The following is a 20541-nucleotide window of genomic DNA, read 5'->3' on the forward strand; positions in this document are numbered from 1 at the left end:
ATGGGAAGTCAAAGGCACCGTGGGCGAGGACAGGGGGTCCGTCTCTGGAAAGCTCGATCGTATCACGCTTCATTTCCACCGATCAAAGCCGCGCCGCGCCCGGGATCGAGGCCGCCGCCCGGATCACGCGGCCCCGGAGCGCTCGCCGAGCAGCTTGATCCCCGCGGCGACCTCGCTGGCGAACGACTCGGAGAGCGCCCTGGCCTGGCCGAGCCGGAGCGGGACCTCCCTCGCGGCGCGGGCGAGCGTCGCGACGACGAGGTCGTGGGGCTGGCGCAGCATCACGCGGTAGGCGAGCCTCCGGCCGGGGGGGGCCGCGACGACCGAGAGCGTCGAGGCCGACCACGCGAACGGCGGGCTCCTGCGCGTGGCGGTCGCGAGATCCGTGAGCGGCGTGCGCGTCAGAAAGAGCGCGAGCGCGTCGGCGTAGTCCTCGGGCGAGAGCCCCGGGATGCCCTGGCCCATCTCGGCGAGGCCGACGCGCCGGGTCTCCACCTCGACGTTGCGCAGCCGCCGCCACAGGAGCAGCCGCGCGGGCGGGCGCTGGCCGCGAAAGCTCGCGCTCCCCGTCCACCACGAGACGTGCGCGTCCGTGCGAAAGCACTCGAGCACGCGCGCGAACGTCGCGTGCCGGGCGAGGGCGGTGGCGACGTCCGGCGGCGCCGGCACGAGCTCGCAGAGATCGCGGACGCTCGCGAGCAGGCGCGGATAGCGGCTCCGCGTCAGCGGCCCGGCGAGCTCGTGGTTGGTGAGCTGGAGCAGGTCGTTCAGCGCGGCCGCGAGCGCCCAGTCGGCCGAGGTGAGCTCCGGGAGCGCGTCGACCGGGGCGACGAGGCGGGCGACCCGGACGCGCACCACGTCGATGTGGGCGCCGAGGTCGGGATCGAGCGCCGGCGCGCCCTCGCCGAGCAGGAGCGCGAGCCGGACCCCGAACGGGCGCACCGGGCAGAGCGGGCCGCCGAGGACCAGCGGCGCGAGCACGTTCACCTGGAGCTCCGAGAGGCGCTCGGCGATGGCCTCGGGCCGGGTCATGGACGGCCAGGGCCCGGCGGGAGCGCCTTCGGCTCGGCGGCCGCGTCGGAGGGGGCGAGGTCGCGCAGCGGCCGGATGCCGACGCCGCCGAGGACGACCTCGGGGAGCTCGGTGGCCAGCGAGGCCGTGAGGTCGATGGACACCACGTCGACCGGCGACCATCGCTGCGCCTCGAGGAGCGCCGTCTCCAGCGAGACGAACGCCTCCTCGGGCACGCCGATGGCCCGCCCGTCGCGCCCGATGAACAGCGCCTGCCCAGCCGGCGCGCCCAGCGCGCGGAACAGCACGCTGGGCGCGACCGCGGGCACGGCGTCGTAGCCCGCGGGGATGTACAGGCCCGCGTGGACCTCCCGGAAGAACTCGCCGACCGGGATGCCCTCGACGCCGGTCGGATGGCGGAGGAAGGCGCCCGCCGCCGTGAAGGCGATGCGGGCGCGGCGCAGGGTGTCCGGGCCGAGCGCATAGGCGACGTGACGCAGGAGCCGCATCTCCTCCGGCCGGATCCACGACGCCGTGACCGTCCGCCACGGCTCGGAGCTCGGGACGAGGCGGAGCGACAGCACGACGGACTCGGGGCGCAGGGCCTCCGGCGTCACCCGGGCGACGGCGGGCTCTCGACCGAGCTCGATCCGCGCGAAGGCGGACACGTCCCCCATCGCCGGCAGCTTCGGGACCTCCAGGACCTCGCGCCCCCCGCCGCGGAAGAGCACGAGGCCCGCCTCGCTGAACACCGGGCAAGCGCGGAGGTTGACCGGGTGCCGGTGCCCGACCTCCACCGCGACGCCCGGCGCGACCGGGATGAAGTACCCGAGGCCCGGCGTGCTCGTGAGCAGCGGGACCATCCGCTCGGGGACCGCCGGCACGCGGAAGAGGTACCGCAGGACCGGGGCGTCATCGAAGCTCGACTCGGGCGGCCACTCGGCGAGGCCCACCTCGGCCTCGACGTTGCTCCGGGAGAAGTAGCGGATCAGCGCGGGGCCGAGCCCCGACTCCGCCACGATCCAGCGCGGGCCAGGCTCGCGCCCGGCCGCAGGATCGAGGTGCGGCTCCAGCCGGAGGAGCAGCCCGCGCACGTCGAGGCGCCGCTCGACGTCGTACGTCTGCGAGAAGGCGTTGTGGTAGAGCGAGAGCGCCGCGTCGCTCGGCAGGATCTGCGGGATGTCGTACCCGAACGGCGCGGCCGCGTCGCGGTACTGGACGAAGTGGCGGCTCGTCCCGGTGAAGCAGTATCCGCCCGCGAGCCGGGCCACCTCGGCCACGCGATCGAGCCGGTCGCTGCTCTCCGCCGCGAAGACGAGCGTGACCTCGCGGGCGCCCAGCTTCGATCGCACGACCTCGACGACGAGCGACCGGAGGATGTCCGCGAGCGACCCCTGCCGCGTGTAGAGCGCGAGGAACGCGACGAGCCGATCGATCGACGGCAGCAGGACGAGGCCCTTGGCCCCGAGCGCGACGCCCTTGGCGTCGAGGCCGAGGCCCGGCGTGCGCAGCCGGGTCTGGTGGACGGCGACGCGATCGAGCATGCCGTGGCTCCCCGACATCAGCGCGGGGCCGAGCACGCGGGTGCCCGCCTCGCAGCAGCCCGGCTCGACGCGTCCAGCCGAGCCCTCCGGGTCGGCCCGGTCACCCGCCCATCTCGTCCAGGACCTCTGCCCCGGATCCCTTCTCGATGAGGCGATCGCGGTGGAAGGCGTCGTTGAGCGAGATGTCGCGCCATGATGACAACGGGACGCAGACCGTAAGAGGACGCATCGGATCCGTCAAGGCGGTGACAGGACCGGTGGTGGCGCACCTGCGGCGCGCACCGGAAAGGGCTGACGTGGTTGGCCAGCGACGCAAGGGGCTCGCCCGCACGCAAGCCCCGGCGGGGAGCGCCCCGGGTGCCCCGCCGCCAGGGCAGGGCAAGAGACGGCGAGGCAGCCCCGAGCGAGGTGGTTCGGCGCACCGCAGCGTGACCGCGACACTGGAACTGCCAGGGACGACAGCGTAATCTCGTGGCGAATGCGCCCTGTCGGAACACCGCAGGCCCGCCCGGCCCGGCGCCTCGAGGCCGCCTGTCCACCGCGCGCGCCGCACCCGGGCGCCCTCGGCGCTCATCGTCTCATCGTGGATCACCTCGGCTAGCGCATGAACTCCGCGCGCATCCAGCCCGCAGCACCGCTCATGGCAGGCCGGTTCCGCATCGAGCGCGAGGTCGGCCGCGGGGGGATCGGCACCGTGCACCGCGCGTTCGATACGCAGACCGAGCGGTACGTGGCGCTGAAGATCATCACGGCGAGCGGCGTCGACGCCGTGGGCCAGGCCCGGCTGTCCCGCGAGGGGCAGCTCCTGTCGGAGCTCGATCATCCGGGGATCGTGCGGGTCGCGGCGTTCGGCACGCTGGAGTCGGGCGCGTCGGACGCGGAGGGGCGGCGGATCGAGGAGGGGGCGACCTACGTCGCGATGGAGTGGCTCGACGGCGAGGACCTGGCCGCGCGCCAGCGGCGAGCCCCGCTCTCGCTGCGCGAGGCGCTCGAGGTCGGGCGGCAGGTGGCGAACGCGCTCGCGGCCGCGCACGACGCCGGCGTCGTCCACCGCGACATCAAGCCGTCCAACATCCTCCTCCTGCACGCCCCGCCGGGCGGCGCGCTCCAGATCAAGCTCGTCGACTTCGGGGTGGCCGCGTCGAAGGAGGTCGTGCTCATGAGCGACGCGGGGGGCCTGGTCGGCACGCCGGCGTACATGGCGCCGGAGCAGGCGCGCGGCGACGCGACGGTGGACGCGCGGAGCGATCTCTACTCGCTCGGGGCGACGCTGTTCGAGCTGGTCGCGGGCCGGCCGCCGCACATGGGGCCGACGTCGATGGCGACCCTCGTCCGCCTGGCGACGACGCCCGCGCCGCGCCTCTCGGAGTTCCTGCTCGACGTGCCGCCGGCCCTCGACGACCTCATCCACGCCCTCTTGCTGGCCGACCGGGACCAGAGGCCGAGCTCGGCGCGCGAGGTGGCGCGGACGCTCGAGGCGCTCCTGCGCGAGCCGTACCTGCCCACCCCGTCGCCGCTGCGCGTGAGCGACAACCCGCCGGGCGTGATGGGCACGCGGCTCGTGACCACGATCGTGGCGCTGCACGTGGCCGCCGGCGAGGAGCGGCAGCGGGAGCTCGAGGCGCTCCGGCGCCGCGGGGCCGACGCGCTGCCGCTCGGCACCGACTCGGTCGTCGCCCACCTCGGCGTGCGCCAGGCCCACGGGGACGAGGCGTCCCGCGCCCTCGAGCTCGCCCTCGCGCTCGGCGGCCGCGGCGGCCGCGTCGGCGTCGCCTCCGGCCGCATGCGCGTCGACAGGACGCGCTCGGCCGGCGAGGTCGTCGACCGCGCCGTCGCGCTCGCGCGCGAGGCGCGCCCCGGCCGGGCGCTCGCGGACGCGACCACGGTGGAGCTGTCCCGCGGGCGCTTCACGTGCGAGCCGCTCTCGAGCGGCGCCCGGCTCGTGGTGGCGCGCGCGGCGAAGCGACCCGACGCGCAGACGCCGTTCGTGGGGCGGGACGCGGAGCTCATCACCACCGTCGCGGCGTTCGACCGCTGCGTGGAGGACCGGACGCCGGTCGTCGCGACCATCTCGGGGCCGCCGGGGATCGGCAAGAGCCGGCTCGCGCGCGAGTTCATCGCCCGCATCGCGGACCGCCCGGATCCCCCGCGGCGCGTCCAGCTGCGCTGCGAGTCGTTCGGCCGGGCGCAGGCGCTCGGCGTCGCGACCGACGCGCTGCGCGTGCTCATGGGCCTGCCGAAGGGCGCGTCGCTGGAGCAGGCCGACGAGGCGGTGCGCGCGCGGCGGCTGCTCCACGGCGACGGCGGGCTGCTCGCGCGCCTGCTCGCGAACCAGCCGTTCCCCGACGGCATCGACCTGCGCGGCGCGCGCGACGCGCTGTACCTCTCGATGACCGAGATCGCCGTCGGCGCCGCCTCGATCGAGCCGTGCGCGCTGCTCGTCGAGGACGCGCAGTGGGCCGACCCGGAGAGCGTCGCGTGGCTCGATCACCTCCTCGGGCGGGCGACGGGCAGGGCGCTCTTCATCCTGCTCCTGGTGCGCCCGGCGTTCTGGCGCGACCAGGGCCAGCGCTTCACCGGCCGCGACCACGTGCGCGTGGAGCTCAGGCCGATCGCGCGCCGCGCCACGCGCGAGATCGCGCGGGCCGTGTTCGGCGCGGCCGCGCGGCCGTTCGACGAGGCGACGCTCGACCGGGTCGCGCAGCAGGCGGCCGGCTCGCCGCTCTTCGCCGAGGAGCTCGCGCGGGTCATCGCCTCCGGGAAGGACGCGGCCACGGCGCCGACCATCGAGGCGGCGATCCAGGTGAGCCTCGACGCGCTCGACGAGGGCACGCGCGAGGCGGTCGTCCGGATGAGCGTGTTCGGCCTGTCGGTCTGGGACGTGGGGCTCGCCGAGGTCGGGGTGGCCGATCCGGAGGCGGCGCTGAAGAAGCTCATCGCCGCGGAGCTCCTGGTCGAGCAGCCCGCGTCGCGCTTCGCGGGCGCGCGCGAGTTCCTGTTCAAGCACGCGCTCGTCCGCGACGTCGCGTACGCCTCCGCCAGCGAGGAGCTCCGGAAGAAGCTGCACGCCGCGGCCGCGCGCTGGCTCGACCGGCTCGGCGAGGACAGCGCGACGGTGGCGCAGCACTTCGATCTCGGCGGCGAGCACGAGGAGGCCGCGGTCCGCTGGGAGGCCGCGGCGCGGCGCGCCCTCGCGACGAACTCGCTCCGCGACGCGGTCACGATGGCCGACCGCGCGCTCGTGTTCGCCACGGACAAGCCGACGGCCTTCGCCCGCGCGGTCCTGCTCGAGGAGGCGTACTCGCGGCTCGACGCGCGCTCGCCCGAGCGGGACTCGGCGATCCGAGCGATGGGCGAGAGCGTCTTCGACGAGGCGAGCGAGCTCCGCACCCTGACCGCCCGCGCCCGCTACGATCACGCGTGCGGCTCGGGGATCGACCTGGAGGGGCGCCTGACGGCGCTGCGCGACCGCGCGCGGGCGATCGATCTCGTCGAGGAGGAGGCCCAGTGCTCGGCCACGCTGGCGCAGGTCCATGCGTTCGCCGGGCAGCTCGCGATGGCCGAGCAGGAGGCCGCGCACCTGCTCGACCTCGCGGCGCGGCGGGGCCTCGTCTGGGCGGCGGTGGACGCCTGGCAGACGCGCGCGGTGGCGCACCAGACGCGGGGCGAGCCCGCCGCGGCGCTGGAGGCGCGCCGAAACGCGGCGCGGGCCGCGCGGCGCGCGGGGCTCCAGGAGCGCGAGGCGATGCTGACGATGAACGTCGGCTTCGCGCTCACGACGATCGGCGCCCGGGAGGAGGCCCTCCAGGAGATCGAGGGGGGCATCGCCACGGCGGAGGCGATCGGCAGCTCCGGGGCGGTGCGGCACGGGCAGATGATCCTGCTCTGCTGGGCGGCGACGTTCGGCCCCGAGCCGCGGCTCGACGCCGTGCTGGCGGAGCCGCGCGCGAGCGCCGACGAGGCCGCGGGGAGCCTGTGGGTCGTGCGCGACCGGGTGACGCTCGGCATCCTGTTCTACCGGGGCTGCGAGCTCCTGCGCGCCGAGTCGTCGGGCCTCGCGCGGGCCCGCTCGCTGCTCAAGAAGGCGACCGACGCCTACCGGGTGACGGAGAACCGCGACGTCCTGCCCGTGGCGCTCGGGTTCTGCGCCGAGGCGGAGCGCCGCTTCGGCAACGCCGAGCTGGCGAAGGAGATCGCGCGGGAGGCGGCGGCCCTGGTCGAGGCCGGCGCGCCGAGCCTGCTCAACGAGGCGCCGATCTACCTCGCGCTCCACGACGCCTGCGTGGACATGGGCGATCTGCAGGGCGCGCGGGGCGCGATGGAGCGCGCGATGCCGCCGCTCCTGCGCCGGCTGAAGGGCCTGGAGGGGACGCCCTACGCGAGCTCGTTCCTGCTCAACCTGCCGCAGAACTCGGCGATGCTCGCCGCCGCCGAGGCCTACGGCTGCGTGCCGCCGCAGATCGAGGCGATGCTCAACAGCAAGGCCTGACCCGCCCGGGGGTGGCGGGGCCGCCGTCGCCGCCGGGAGGAGGCCCGGCCGGCCCCCTCACTTCGTGCCCGGCTTGGGCCGCTTGTCGGTTGGGGACGACTGGATGGGGCGCAGGTTGATGGTCAGCACCTCGTCGCGCGTGAAGACCACGAAGCGCGCCTCGGGCGTGTATCCGTCGGCCGTGACCCGGACGCGGTGCCCCGTGCCGTCTCGCTCGAACCTCGCGAAGAACGGGTTCGAGGGGAGCTCGACATCGTCGAGGTAGATCTTCGCGTCCAGCGGGGTGGCGATGATCCGCAGCTCGATGAGGCGGCTCGTATCGGACCGGCGAAGATCGATGGGCTGCTGCACGATCGAATCCGGCGGCACGGCCACAGCGTCGCCGTCGTCGGGCTCGACGCCCCCCCTGCCGATGAACATGGCGACCACCCACACGACGCCGGCGAGCGCCACGAAGCCCGCCGCAGCCGCCGCGGTCCACAGCGCCTTGCGCCGCTTCGCCTGGGCGCTGTTGGCGACCATGATCGTGGGGATCGTCTTGCGGTCCGAGATGCTGTCTTCCCGCGACTCCTCGTCGGGCAGCACGGCCTCCGGCAGCGGGGTGGCGAAATGGTGGGACACCGGCATCCGCTGAGACCACGGCAGGGCGCCGCGCTCCTCGAGCACCGGCAGGACCTCGAACTCCTCCGGCCCCTCGGTCGTGGCGGCGTGGAGCCGCCCGAGCTGCTCGCTGATGGCGGACCGCACCTCGGCGCGCCGGTGCGCGAACGTCTCGCCGATGAGGCGGCCGATCTCCGCCGCGCCCGGGCGCCGCCCCATGGTGGCGAGGTACGCCTCGACGTCCTCGCGCATCTGGGCCGCCGTCGCGTACCGGTCCTCGGGCGCCATCGCGAGCGCGCGTGAGCAGATCCGATCGAGCGCCTCCGGCGCCGCGGGCCACCGCTCGCGCAGCTGCGGGATCTCGCCGAACGTGAGCCGCTGGAGGATCTGCACGTCCGAGAGCTCGCCCCAGAAGCGCTCGCCCACGACGAGCTCCCAGAAGATGAGGCCCATCGAGAAGATGTCGGCGCGGCGGTCCACCGTCGTCGCGAGGGCCTGCTCGGGCGCCATGTACCGGATCTTGCCCTTCACGACGCCGGTGCTGGTGTCCGCGTCGCGCGTCGCCCACTTCGCGATGCCGAAGTCGACGACCTTCGCCTGCCCGTCGTAGGTGACGAAGATGTTGTGCGGGCTGATGTCGCGGTGGACCACGTGGAGCGGCTGCCCGTTGAAGTCCATCAGGTCGTGCGCGTAGTGCAGCCCCGCGAGCGCGTCGGAGAGGATCGCCAGGTAGATCGCGCGGTGCCGCGACGGGTCGAGCTTCCGGCAGATCCGATCGAGCGAGTGCCCCTCCAGGTACTCCATCACGATGTAGTACTGGTCGTCGATCTGGCCGCACTCGTACGTCTGCACGACGTTCGGGTGGTTCAGGCGCGCGGCGAGCCTCGCCTCGTCGAGGAACATCGCGTTGACCTCGGGCTCGGTCGCGATGCCCGGCTTGAGCCGCTTGATCACGACCAGCTTCTCGAAGCCGAGCGGGCCGCGATGGGCAGCGAGGAAGACCTCGGCCATCCCTCCCTGCCCTAGCTTTGCGATGAGCCTGTACCTCCCGAAGCCTTGCGTAGACTGCACGGGGAGCCGGACGATCATCGAGGATGAAGTCACAGACCCCGATCGTTCGTAAGGATCGCCTGCTCGTCAAGCAGACTCATGGGAGATATGCATCCTGACGACGCTGAGGGGGGCGTCCGGGGGCCAGGAGCGCTTCGCTCCCGGCCCCGGAGCTCTGGTGGGTGAGGTGATCTCTGCGGGTTCGAGCGCGGCCTCCGCGGAGGCTCACCCCTCGCCGATGGCGATCCCGAGCGCCTGACGCAGCGCGAAATAATGGTCGCTCGTCGAGAAGACGATGAGCTCCTTGAGCTTGTCCTGGGGCGGGAGATCCCCGGGCTGCTGCGGCTCCGCGGCGATGATCTTCTTGGCGATCTCGAGGTCGCCCGAGAGGAGCAGGCCGGCGCGCGCGGCGGTGATGTCGACGCACTGGACCCACCGCTTGATGTTCGCCTTCGCGCCCTCCGCGAGGAACTTCTTGACCACCATGCGGAGCCCCTCGAGCTGCATCGGCTGCATGAACCCGCGGAGCGTCTGGGCCGTGGCCGTGATCTGCTTCTCGATGTCCTGCGGCACCGGCGTGTCGGGCGCGACGATCTTGATGCCCGCGAAGAGCAGCACCGTGAGCTCGGTGACCGTCGGGAACAGCGTCTTGATGTAGTGCTCGCCGCGGTACATCGCGAGGTGCTTGCCCACGATGAAGGTGAGCTCCTGCGGCGAGAACCCGGTCAGGACCGTCTGCCCCGCGACGGACGCCGGCTGCTCGTTGGCCACCGCCACGAGCGCGCCGGGCACGTCGCTCCGCACGTAGAGCCGCGGCGCCGGGAGCCCGAGGACGTTGGCCGCCCACCCGAACGTCCGGGCGAACGTCACCGTCGAGGTCGCGGGATCCTGCAGGAACCGCGGATCGAGGACCGGGAGCTCCCTCCGCTGCTTCAGCGTCTCGATCTTCGCCCGGAGCGCCGCCCCGGCGATCATCTCGAAGATCTTGCCGACGTAGAGGTTCTCCTCCTCGTGGAACAGGTTCCTGATCCACTGCTCGTTGTCGAGCCGGCTCTTCGCCTGGATCAGCCCCTGCGGGCGATAGTCCTCGAAGTACTGCTGCTCGTCGGGATCGGCCTTGCGGAGGAACGCGAGCGCCGCCGCCACGCACCACGCCTGATCGTACTGCTTGCTGTCGACGTACAGGCGGTAGACCCGCTTGTACGGATCGATCTTCATCGGATCGAGCTTGATCATGGACTGGAACTCGCCGATCGCCTGATCGAACTGCTCCGACTGCTCGTAGAGCTCCGCCAGGATCAGGTGCTCCATCGCGTCATCGGGCTTGAGCCGCGACGCCATGCGGAACGTCTCGATGGAGGCGGTCCGGTCGCCGAGCCGATCGCGGTAGATGAGCCCCAGCGCGTGCCAGAGGTTGTACTCGAGCTCCGTGTTCCCCTTGCCCGCGACCCGGTGCAGCATCTTGCGGTACGCCCGCTCGAGCTGCTTCCACTCCTTCTGGGCGGTGAGGATCTTGTTGATGCGCTCGAACGCCTCGAGGAAGCCGGGGTTCAGATCCAGCGCGTCGTTGAACAGCTCCACCGCGCGGCCCAGATCCTCCAGCTTGTCGCGGTAGATCTGCGCCATCGTGTAGAGGTAGCGGCTCTTGCGATCCGGCTGCGACTCGAGCTCCGCGATGCGCTGGAGGCACTCCACCATGCTCTCCCACTGGCCGGTCCGCTGGTAGAGCTGGAGCAGCTTGTGGAGCAGCACGTGGTTCTGCGGCTCCAGGTCGAGCGCCTCCTCCAGGGCCTCGATGCCCTTCGGGATGTTGCTCTCCTTGTCGACCCAGATGTCGCCGATCTCGTTCAACATCTTGAACCGCTCGGCGCCGTCCATGACGTTGTCGAGGATCTGCCGCTTGTACTGGCAGACCAGCTTCCAGTCCTTGAGCCCGTCGTAAACGGAGACCATCGCCTCGAGCGTCGGCCGGTGCGCGGGATCGGCCCCGAGCGCCTTCTCGAAGTTGTTGATCGCCTGCTTCGACTGCCCCTGCGCCTGCTTGATGCAGCCGAGCTTGTGGTAGACGGTCGCGCGCTCCTCGGCCTCGGCCTCGTCGAGGCTGGTGAGCACCTTCTGGTAGTTCGTCAGCGCGCTCGCCCAGTCGCTGAGCTTGAAGCTGACGTCCGCGAGGCCCCGGATCGTCTCGTGGTCGGTCAGATCGAGGTTGTGCGCGGCCGTGTACGCCTTGAGCGCCGCCTCGTCCTTGCCGAGCTGCTCGAGGACCTTGCCGAAGGTCCGCTGCAGCCGGTGCTGCTCGGCCCTGTCGCGCTTGCTGCTCTTCCTGACGAGCATCTCCGCGAGCGGCTCGGCCTGGGCCCACCGCTCGGTGGAGACGTACTCGCCGAGCAGCGGCATCGCGGCGTCCTCGTTGTCGGGATCGCTCTGCAGCGCCATCTCGTACGCCTGCACCGCGAGGTCGTGCTCGCCGAGCATGTCGTCGCGCAGCTTGCCGAGCTCGACGAGCAGACGCGCCTTGGCGCGGGGCGCCTCGGTGTTCATCTGCTCCTGATCGAGGTACCGCGCCGCCCGATCCCAGTCGGCCGCGTCGATCGCGATCACCCGCAGCGCCGCCAGCGTCGGCGTGTGGGACGGGTCGAGATCGAGCGCCATCTCGAAGCGATCCTGGGCCAGCGCCCGATCGCCGAGCTTCTCGTCGAGCTGCTTGCCGATGCGGTAGTACATCTCGACGCGCTGCTTGCCGTCGACCGTCAGGTCGGCGACCCGCGTCATGTACTCGATGGCCTGCGCCGGGTTGTCCTGCTTCTCGTAGAGCTTCGCCAGGGCCTCCAGCGCCGGGACGTGGGTGTCCTGGATGTCGACGATGTTCAGGTAGGCGTCGATCGCGCGATCGAGGTCCTCGATCTCCTCCGCGTAGACCTTCGCCGTGTGGGACCAGAGCTCGATCTTCTTCTGGCGGTCCTCCGCCGCGTTGATGTGGCGATCGTACGTGTTGATGAGATCGTGCCACTGGCGCAGGCGGCGATAGCACCGCTCCAGGGCCTCGAACGCCGGCTCGTGCGTCGGGTCGATCTCGACCACCTGCTCGAGCCGCGCGGCCGAGAGATCCGGCTTCAGGAACTGCTCCTCCTGGAGCGTCGCGATCTTCATCAACACGTCGATGCGCTCGCGCTCGGTGGTGACCACGTCGAGCTGCATCTCGAGGACGCGCACGAGATCCGGCCACTGGTGCGTGGCCGTGTACACGCGCTCGAGCCCGCGCATCGCGAGGAGGTTCGACGCGTCGATGTCCAGCACCTCACGGTAGACCGCGCCGGCCTTCTCGATCAGGCCGAGCTTGGTCTCGTAGAGGCCGCCGGTGCGCAGCTTCACCGACGCGATGAGCTCCGGATCGCTGACGGCCCGCGCCTTGCGGAGCAGGACGTCGACGAGGTCGTTCGACTGGTCGCGGTCGGTGTAGATCCGCTCCAGGGCCTCGAGGGCCGGCAGGTGCAGCGGATCGACGTCGAGGGCGCGCCTGTAGAAGCCGAGCCCCTGCTCGACCTCGCCCATGTGCTTCTCGAGGACCTCGCCGAGCTCGGTCAGGATCTCCTTCCGATCGACGTCGGTCACGGCGACGTTGAGGGCGCTCGTCAGCATGTGCCCCTGCTGCTGCCACTGGCCGGTCTTCTTGAAGAAGTTCGCCATCTGGCGCAGCACCGCGACGTTGTTCGGGTCGTGCGCGAGGATCTGCTGGTAGTACGGCTGGGCGTACTCGGGGTGGCCGAGGTCCTCCGCGTACCACTTGGCGAGCCGCAGGCAGAGGGTGATCTTCTGGAGCGGCGCCGTCTGCTGCTGCAGCCAGCCGTTCACCGTCTGCACGAGCTCGGGCCAGCGGTTCGTCGCCTGCGCCATGCGCTCGAGGTAGCGGACCGTGTCCATGTCCGAGAAATCCATCTCGAACGCGGTGAGCAGCGCGTCGAAGGCCTGGGGCTTGTCCTCGAGCTGCTCCTCGAAGACCCGGGCGACCTTGCGGAGGATGTCGGTCTTCTCGTGGACCTCCTCGCGTGACTCGAGCCGCGCGAGGTAGAGCTCGATGAGCGGCTCGCTCCGCCGCGCGGCGTCGTGGAGCTGCTCGAGCGCCGTGAACGCTTGATCGTGCGTCGGCTCGAGCTCCAGGACCTGCTCGTACGCGAGCGTGCCGCGGTCCCGCTCGCCGACCTGGTGCTCCCAGATCTGCGCCACCTCGAGGTACTCGCGGACCTTGTCGGCCGGCGACTCGTACGCCGCCGCCCGGCCCATCTTCACGTCGATGACCTCGACCCAGCGCTCCTCGGCGCGGAGCAGGTTCTCGAGCGCGGCCATCGCCTCGAAGTCCTTCGGGTCGACCTCGAGCAGCTTCCGCCACGCGTCGATGGCGTCGTACGACTGCCCGATGACGTGCTGGTAGGTCGTCCCGAGCTCGCGGTAGAGCGCGATCAGGTTCTCGGCCGGCAGCACCTCGCGCGCCCGGTCCACCGTCTGGTGGAGCGCGGACACGATCTCCTGCGGCTCGTTGCGCAGCCGCCAGATCGCCGCGATGGCGTAGAGCGCCTCGAGGTTCGCGTAGTCGATGTCGAGGACGCGCTGGTAGTCGTCGAGCGCGGAGTCGTCGCGGCCGAGCTGCTCGTGGAACAGCTTCGCGCGGCGGAGGAGCACCGCGACGCGCGACTCGTCGTCGAGCGCGATGTCGTAGTGCCGCTCGAGGACGTCGCAGAGCTCGGCCCACTGCCCCACCCGCTCGTAGAGGTTGGACAGCGCCCCGAGCGCCTCCGGGTCCTCGCCGCGCAGGTCGAGGACGCGCTTCCACGTCTCGACCGCGCCCTGGACGTCGTTGAGCCGGTCGGCGAGGAGGTGCGCCATCTTCGCGCGGATGTCCGCCTCCTGGCTGTCGCCCATCGCGTTCTCGAGCTCTCGCTCCAGCACGACCTTGAGCTGCGTCCAGGCCCCCTTGGTCGTGTAGATCCGCTCGAGCGCGCTGATCGCCTCCTCGTTGGTCGTCTCGAGCTCGTCGAAGATCTGCCGGTAGGCGCGGATGGCGTCGTCGAGCTGGCCGAGCCGCTCCTCGTACGTCTGGCCGAGCCGGAGGTACAGGTCGACGAGCTCCGGGCGATCCTCGGTCGCGCGCACCCGCTGCTCGAGCACGCTCGCGAGCTCCGGGTACTGCTCCAGCAGGGTGTAGATCCGGTCGAGGTTCGAGAGCGCCTCGGCCTCGAGCGGCTCGATCCCGAGCACGTAGCGGTATGTCTCCTCGGCCTTGGCGACGTCGCTCAGATCGGTCTCGAAGACCCGCGCGAGCCGCTTGCCGATGCTGGTCTGCACCTCCTTGTCAGCGTGGATGCCCAGCACATCGGCGTACGCGTTGGCGAGCAGCTCCCAGCCGCCGTCGACCGAGCCGGCGAGCCGCTCGACCTCCTCGAGCGTCCGCTCGTCGCGCGGGTACTCCTTGAGCGCCCGGATGAAGACGCCGAGCGCTCCGTCGGGCGAGATGAGCCGCTCCTCCTGCAGCTCCGCCAGGCGGTAGTACATCGCGAGCCGCTCCGCCTCCTCCGTGAGGTGGGCCAGCTCCGCCTCGAGCACCCCGCCGAGCTTCTCCCACTCCGCGGCGGCCTGGTAGAGCGGCTCCAGGATCGCGCCGATCTCGATCTGCTTGATCCCGGCGGCGAAGAGGCCCTCAAGGGCCTCGAGCGTGGCCGTGTGCTCGGGGGCCGCGGTGAGCACCTCGCGGTACGCCGCGATGGCCGCGGGCAGGTCGTTGAGCCGCGTCTGGTACACCACGCCGAGCCGGTACTTGAACTCGAGGATGTCGTCGGGCGACTGCCCGATCTCCGCCTCGCGCGCGAGGATGTCGACGAGGTCGCTCCACCGCTCGGTCGCGGTGAACAGGCGGTCGAGCGACGAGATCGCCGTCTGGTTCTCGGGATCGACCTCGATCACGCGCCGGTAGCGCGCGACGGCGCTGTCGACGTCCTCGAGCTGCGTCTCGAAGATCTGCGCGAGCCTGAGCCCGAGCTCGACGAAGCGCGACGGGTCATCGCCGAGCCGGTCGAGCTCCGCGTCGTAGAGCGCGGCGACCTGCGGCCAGCGGTTCACCACCATCGCGAGCCGCTCGAGGTTCGCGAGCGACTCCTCGTCACCGATGTTGCACGTCACGGCCCGCGCGTACGTCTCGAAGGCCGAGACGTGGTCGCTCAGCATCTCCTCCGAGAGGCGCGCGATGCGGTGGAGCAGATCGACCTTCTGGTACGGGTCGTCGGCCACCTTGACCTGCACCTCGAGGACGCTGATCAGCTTCTGCCACTCCCCGGACGCGTCGTAGATCGGCTCGAGCACCAGCGCCGCGTTGAGCGGGTCGCGGGTGCCGTCCTTGATCTGCTCGAGCGCGCGGAGCGTCGGCTCGTGATCGGGCATCTGCTGCAGGAGGTCGCGGTAGAGCTCGATCGCCCGGGTGACGTCGTCGAGGTGCCGCTCGTACAGCTCCGCGATCCGGTACTGGTAGCTGATGCGCTCCGCCGGATCGGCGGCGATCTCCGCCTCGCGCTGCAGCACGCTGAGCAGCTCGAGCCAGTTCTCCGCGGTCTGGTACAGGACGTCGAGCCGCCCGAGCGCCTGGATGTCGTCGGGATCGATCTCGAGCACCCGCTGGTAGGTGTCGATGGCGCTCGCCACGTCGCCGAGCTCGCGCTCGTAGACCGCGCCGATCTGGTAGTAGATGCTCTTCTTCTCGTTGTAGTCGAGGACCAGGTCCGCCTTCTTCGCGTAGACGGAGAGCAACTCCTGCCAGCGCGAGAGGCCGAGGTAGAGCTTGGTGAGCGCGTCGATCGCCCTGAGATCCTCGGCGTCGAGCTCGAGCACCTTGCCGTAGACGGCGATGGCCTGATCGTGCCGCTCGAGGACCTCCTCCTCGATGCTCGCGGCCTGGAACAGGGCGAGCTTCTTCTCGCTCAGATCGTCGAGGATCTCCGCCTTCTGCTGGAGGATCTGCGACAGCTCGTGGTAGCGCTCCGAGCCCCTGAACAGCCGCTCGAGCGACTCGGCCGCGTGCAGGTTGCGCGCGTCGGTCTCGAGCACGCGCCGGTAGTGGCCGACGGCGCTGTCCATGTCGCCGAGATCGTTCTCGTAGATCCGCGCGCTCATCGTGTAGAGCGTGCTCGCGAGCTCCGCGTCGCTCTGCTCCGCCGCGAGCGTCTCGAACACGCGCGCCAGGTCGGCGAAGCGACCGGTCGCGCGCGCGAGCCGATCGAGCCCCTCCTGCGTCGACTCCGAGGCCGGATCCTGGCTCAGCGCGCGCGCGTAGGTGTCGAAGGCCGAGCTGAGGTCGCCGCCCGCGTCCTCGTAGAGCACGGCGATCTGGTGGAGCAGCTCGACGCGACGGGTCACGTCGTCGCTGCGGCGCACCTGCACCTCGTGGACGCCGATGAGCTTCTGGAAGTCGCCCGACTGCCGGTACAGCGGCTCGAGGATCTCGGCGATCGCGACCTCGTGCTCCGGGAGCTGCCCGAGGCGCTCGAGGGCGCCGAGCGCCTCGACGTTCGTCGGCTCGCGCTCGAGCACCTGCCGGTAGATGTCGATCGCCGACTCGACGAGCCGCATCCTCGACTCGCGCAGCGCGGCGAGCCGCAGCATGAGCCGGATCTGCGCCTCCTCCTCGGCCGCGAGGCTGAGCTGCGCCTCGAGGTTGTCCGCCAGCTCCTCCCACATGCCCTGGCGGCTGAAGAGCCCGTCGAGCGCGGTCAGCGCGACCAGGCTCGCGTCGTCGATGGAGAGCACCTCCCGGTAGGCGGCGATCGCCTCCTCGGGTTGCCCGAGGCGCTGCTCGTACACCTCGGCCATCTGCGCGTAGAGGCCCTCGCGCTCGGTGGGCTCGTGCACGAGCTCGATGCGGCGCCGGTAGACGCCGATGAGATCGCCCCAGCGCTCGGTGCGCCGGTACAGCGCGTCCATCGCCTCCAGCGCCTCCGCGTCGGAGGGGTCGATTGAGAGCACGCGGAGGTAGCCGTTCGCCGCCTCCTCGACCTTGCCGAGCCGCTCGTGGATGCTCGCGAGCCGCATCCAGTACTCGCGGCTCAGCCGGGCGTCGCTCAGCGCGTCGGCGACCTCGCTGAAGATGACGTCGAGCCGGCCCCAGGCGCCGGCCTGCTCGGCGAGCGCCTCGAGCTCCGCCCGCGTCTCGGCGTGCGACGGGTCGTCCTTGAGCGCCCGCGACTGCGCGTCGAAGGCGCGGTCGAGATCGTTCAGGTTCTCGGCCGCCGTCCGCGCCACCTTCCGGAGCAGCGCGACGCGCGTCGCCGTGTCGCCCTCGGCGTCCGCGAGGATCTCGAGCGCCTGGATCAGCTTCTCCCAGTCGCCGCGCCCCTCGTAGATCTCCTGCAGGATGGCCGCGGCCTCCGCGCGCAGGGCCTCGTTCGACAGGAGCGCCTCGAGCGCCAGGCGAGCCGCCTCGTTGCCCGGATCGAGGAACAGGATTTCCTTGTAGTTCTCGAGCGCTCCGGCCGCGTCGTCCAGGTGCTTCTCGAGCGTGCTGCCGAGGCGGAACTTGAGATCGATGAGCGCTTGCTCCCCGACGTCGGAGTCGATCCGCTTGCGGAGCACGTCGACGTAGGATTCCCAGTCCTCCTGCTCGCGGTACAGCTTGTCGAGCGCGGCGAGCGCCTGCGGATCCATCGGCTCGTCGTCGAGCACCTGGCGGTACGTCGCGATCGCCTGCGCGGGATCGCGCAGCTCCCCTTCGTAGAGCGCCGCGATCGCGTACAGGATCTGCTTGCGCTCGACGGGCTCGGAGACGATGTCCCGCTTCTTCTCGTAGATGCCGAGCAGCTCGCCGAAGCGGCCCGTCTCGCGGTAGAGCCGCTCCAGCGCGCTGATCGCGGCCTCGTTCTCGCCGTCCGCCTCGTACACCGCGCGGAACTGCGCGAGCGCCTCGTCGACGCGCTTCACCTCGTCGAGCAGCACGCGCCCGAGCCGGAGCCGGAGATCGACGCCCAGCGTGATGTCCCCCTCGCCCTCGCTGCGCGAGATCGCCGCCGAGTAGGCGTCGATGAGCGCGTCCCACCCCTCGGTGACGCGCGCGGACCGCTCGACGTCCTCGATGCACTGCTCGTCCTGCGGGGCGATCTGGAACGCCGACAGGTAACGCTCGAACGCCTTCTGCGGCTCCTTGAGCCGCGTCTCGTAGAGCGCCGCGACCTGCCGGTAGAGGTCGAGCCGGGAGACGTCGTCCTGGTCGTGCGAGAGCTTCACCTCGATGGCGCCCGCGAGCCCCTTCGAGTTGTTCGCCTGCGTGTAGATCGGGATCAGCGCCTCGGCGGCCTGCAGGTGCGAGCCGTCGAGCGAGAGCACCTTCTCGTAGGCGCGCGCCGCGCGATCCGCCTTCTGCTTCTGGACCATCCAGAGCTCGGCGATCTTGAGGAGCAGGCTGATCTTGGCCGAGTCATCGCTCTCCTTCGCCTCCTGCGACTCGAGCACCCGGATGAACTCGTCCCATTTGCCGCTCTCGGCGTAGAAGATCTCGAGGTCGTCCCAGCGCTGGAGCTGGAGGTAGGCCTTCTTGAGCGCCTCCTGGGCCTTGCGGTCCTGGGGGTTCAGCGCGATGACCTCCTGCCAGGCCTTGACCGCCGCCTCGTCGTCCTTGAGGCGATCGCCGTAGAGCTGCGCGAGCTTGCTGAGCAGCGCGAGCTTCTGGGCGCTGTCGAACGTCGTGTCGACCTGCTTCTGCAGCACGCCCGCCAGCGCCGGGTAGTCCTTGTTCTTCTCGTACAGCCCTGCGAGCGCGCCGAGCGCCTCGGGGTTCTCCGGATCGTTCGCGAGGACCGCGTCCCAGAGCTCGATGCAGAAGTCGACCTTCTTCACCCGCTCCGACGCGAGCTTCGCGATCTCGAGGTACTTCGCGGCGCGCTCCGCGCCCTCCGGGAGCGCCGCGGCCTCGCGCCGGAGCAGCCCGATCAGCTTCTCCCAGTCGCGCCGCTTCTCGTAGCTCTGGCGGAGGAACTCGATCGCCTGCGCGTGCTCGCCGTCGATCGAGAGGACCGCCTCGTAGCACTTCACCGCCTCGGCCGCGTTCGAGAACTTGCCCGAATAGAGCTCGGCGGCCTTCGTGAAGTGCTCGATCTTCTCGGCCGGATCCGAGACCGCATCGGCGATCTCGATCAGCGTCTTGACGTACTCGTTGTAGCGCTTGGCCTGCTCCTGCTTCTGGGCCTTGGCCTTGAGCTCCTCGACCCGCCCCGCGAGCTCCGCCGCCGGGGGCGGCGGCGCGGTAGGCCGCCGGCCGATCTCCGAATCGGCCGGCCTGCTCTCGGCGGGCGCACGCGGCGGCGGCGCCACCTCGGCCGGAGCGTCGCCAGGCGCGCTCGCGCTCCCGCTCACCGGAGCCTGTGCGCTGACGGGCGCCTGCGCGCTGACGGGCGCCGGCGTGCTGACCGGCGCCGGCGTGCTGACCGGCGCCGGCGTGCTGACCGGCGCCGGCGTGCTGACCGGCGCCCGCACGCTGACGGGCGCTGCCGCGCTGACCGGAGCCGGCGCGCTCGTGGGGAGGGGCGTCACGTCCGCCGCGCGCTCGACCGGCGCGGCGGCCGCGGGCGCAGCGATCGCGACGGCCACCGGGGGAACGGATGCAGCGGCCGCCGGCCGAACGGACCCCGTGGCCGCGGGCGCGGCGGCCGCGAGGCGCTCGCCGATCTGCGCCTCGAACGCGCTCACGCTCGGGTGCGTGGGGGCCACCGCGGAGAGCCGCTCGAACCAGCTCCTGGCCCGGATGAGATTGCCGAGCTGCCGCCACGCGATGCCGCCGGCCTGGGCGATCATGTACGGGGAGCTGCCGTTCTGGTTCGCCGCGCTCTCGGCCAGCGACGCGACGCGCTCCCAGTTGCCCTCTCGGGTCCCCCAGAGCTCGCGCAGGTAGGCGAAAGCCCCCTCGTGCGAGGGGTCGTACCGGAGCGCCTCCTCCAGGAACTTCGACCCGATCTCGACGTTCTGATGCCGCGTGGCCCAGCGGACGCCGAACTTGAACGCCGCCTGACCGCGCGACGCGCCGGCGCGCGCGTCGAGGATGCGGCGCTGCGTCTCCACGAGCGCCTGCTGCCGCTCCTCCTCGGCGAGGAGGCCCTCGAACATCGCCGCCGTTTGCTTGTCGGTGGGCGCCGCCTCGTACGCCTGCCTGAGCAGCTCCTCGAGCCGACCGCGATCGAAGCGCTTCGCGAGCCGCGCCGCGCGGAGCAGCAGCCGCTTGCGCTCGTGCGGGCTCGTCGCCGCCTCGGCCGCCTCGACCAGCCCCGCGAGGTGCGCCTCCCACGACGACTCATCCACCTGCATGTCGCCGAGGCATGCCCGCGCCTCCTCGCTCGTCCCGCCGGAGGCGCCGAGCGCACGCGCGTACGTCGCGGTCGCGCGCTCGAAGTCGCCCGCGTCGCAGAGCACGTCGCCGAGCTCCACGAGGAGCTCGGCGGCCGTGGTCCCCTCGGGGGAGTTCCTCAGCTCGAGCTCCAGGAGCTTCTGCACCATGTTGGTCTTGCCGAGGTCCCAGTAGATCGCACGAGCCGACTCCAGCGCCTCGAGCAGCGCTGGATTCAGCTTGTACGCGTCCTGGAAGTGCTTCAGCGCCTTGACAGCCTGAAGGAACTTCTCGTCGAGCAGCCGCCCGAGCTTCAGGTGATATGCCGCCTTCCGGGTCGCGTCCCCTTCGGCCGCGATCCCCTTCTCGAGCTCCTCGACGAGCCCTTGCCAGTCATGAACCGACTCGAGATGAATGAGACGCTGCGCAAGATCCATTGATTATCGACCCTCGGCCCCGACCTTCGAACGGATTGAATCGCCTTACGTACCCCGCGCCGC

6 protein-coding genes are annotated in these 20541 nt (G+C 71.4%); 1 reads left to right on the plus strand and 5 read right to left on the minus strand.

Annotated features, from left to right (window positions below):
• Positions 1 to 123: 123 nt before the first annotated feature.
• The 3 genes from WMF31_RS23635 to WMF31_RS23645 all read right to left on the minus strand — a co-directional run bounded on the left by WMF31_RS23635 (position 124) and on the right by WMF31_RS23645 (position 2784).
• The gene (locus tag WMF31_RS23635) at positions 124 to 1032 is read right to left on the minus strand and encodes a hypothetical protein (RefSeq protein ID WP_436604109.1); all 909 of its coding nucleotides are present in this window, start codon (positions 1030 to 1032) and stop codon (positions 124 to 126) included.
• Positions 1029 to 2591: a hypothetical protein gene (locus WMF31_RS23640; RefSeq protein WP_436604110.1), complete on the minus strand. Its 1563-nt coding sequence runs from the start codon at positions 2589 to 2591 to the stop codon at positions 1029 to 1031. The genes WMF31_RS23635 and WMF31_RS23640 overlap by 4 nt, the downstream gene beginning before the upstream one ends.
• Before the next feature lie 64 nt (positions 2592 to 2655).
• Complete coding sequence (locus WMF31_RS23645) at positions 2656 to 2784, minus strand: hypothetical protein (protein WP_436604111.1); 129 nt, start codon at positions 2782 to 2784, stop codon at positions 2656 to 2658.
• Positions 2785 to 3159: 375 nt separating this feature from the next.
• Here WMF31_RS23645 and WMF31_RS23650 point away from each other — a divergent pair, with 375 nt between their 5' ends.
• Positions 3160 to 7044: a serine/threonine-protein kinase gene (locus WMF31_RS23650; RefSeq protein WP_436604112.1), complete on the plus strand. Its 3885-nt coding sequence runs from the start codon at positions 3160 to 3162 to the stop codon at positions 7042 to 7044.
• A 57-nt stretch (positions 7045 to 7101) separates the two neighbouring features.
• Here the strand turns inward: WMF31_RS23650 and WMF31_RS23655 are convergent, their stop codons facing one another.
• Both WMF31_RS23655 and WMF31_RS23660 read right to left on the minus strand, forming a co-directional pair.
• A complete protein-coding gene (locus tag WMF31_RS23655) occupies positions 7102 to 8655 on the minus strand; it encodes a serine/threonine protein kinase (protein WP_436604113.1) in 1554 nt (517 codons plus the stop codon).
• A gap of 264 nt (positions 8656 to 8919) precedes the next feature.
• Positions 8920 to 20478 (minus strand): tetratricopeptide repeat protein, encoded by an 11559-nt coding sequence (locus WMF31_RS23660; RefSeq protein WP_436604114.1) that lies wholly within the window; start codon positions 20476 to 20478, stop codon positions 8920 to 8922.
• Positions 20479 to 20541 lie beyond the last annotated feature (63 nt).

This window comes from Sorangium sp. So ce1036 (assembly GCF_051369805.1).
Taxonomy (GTDB): Bacteria; Myxococcota_A; Polyangia; order Polyangiales; family Polyangiaceae; genus Sorangium; species Sorangium cellulosum_F.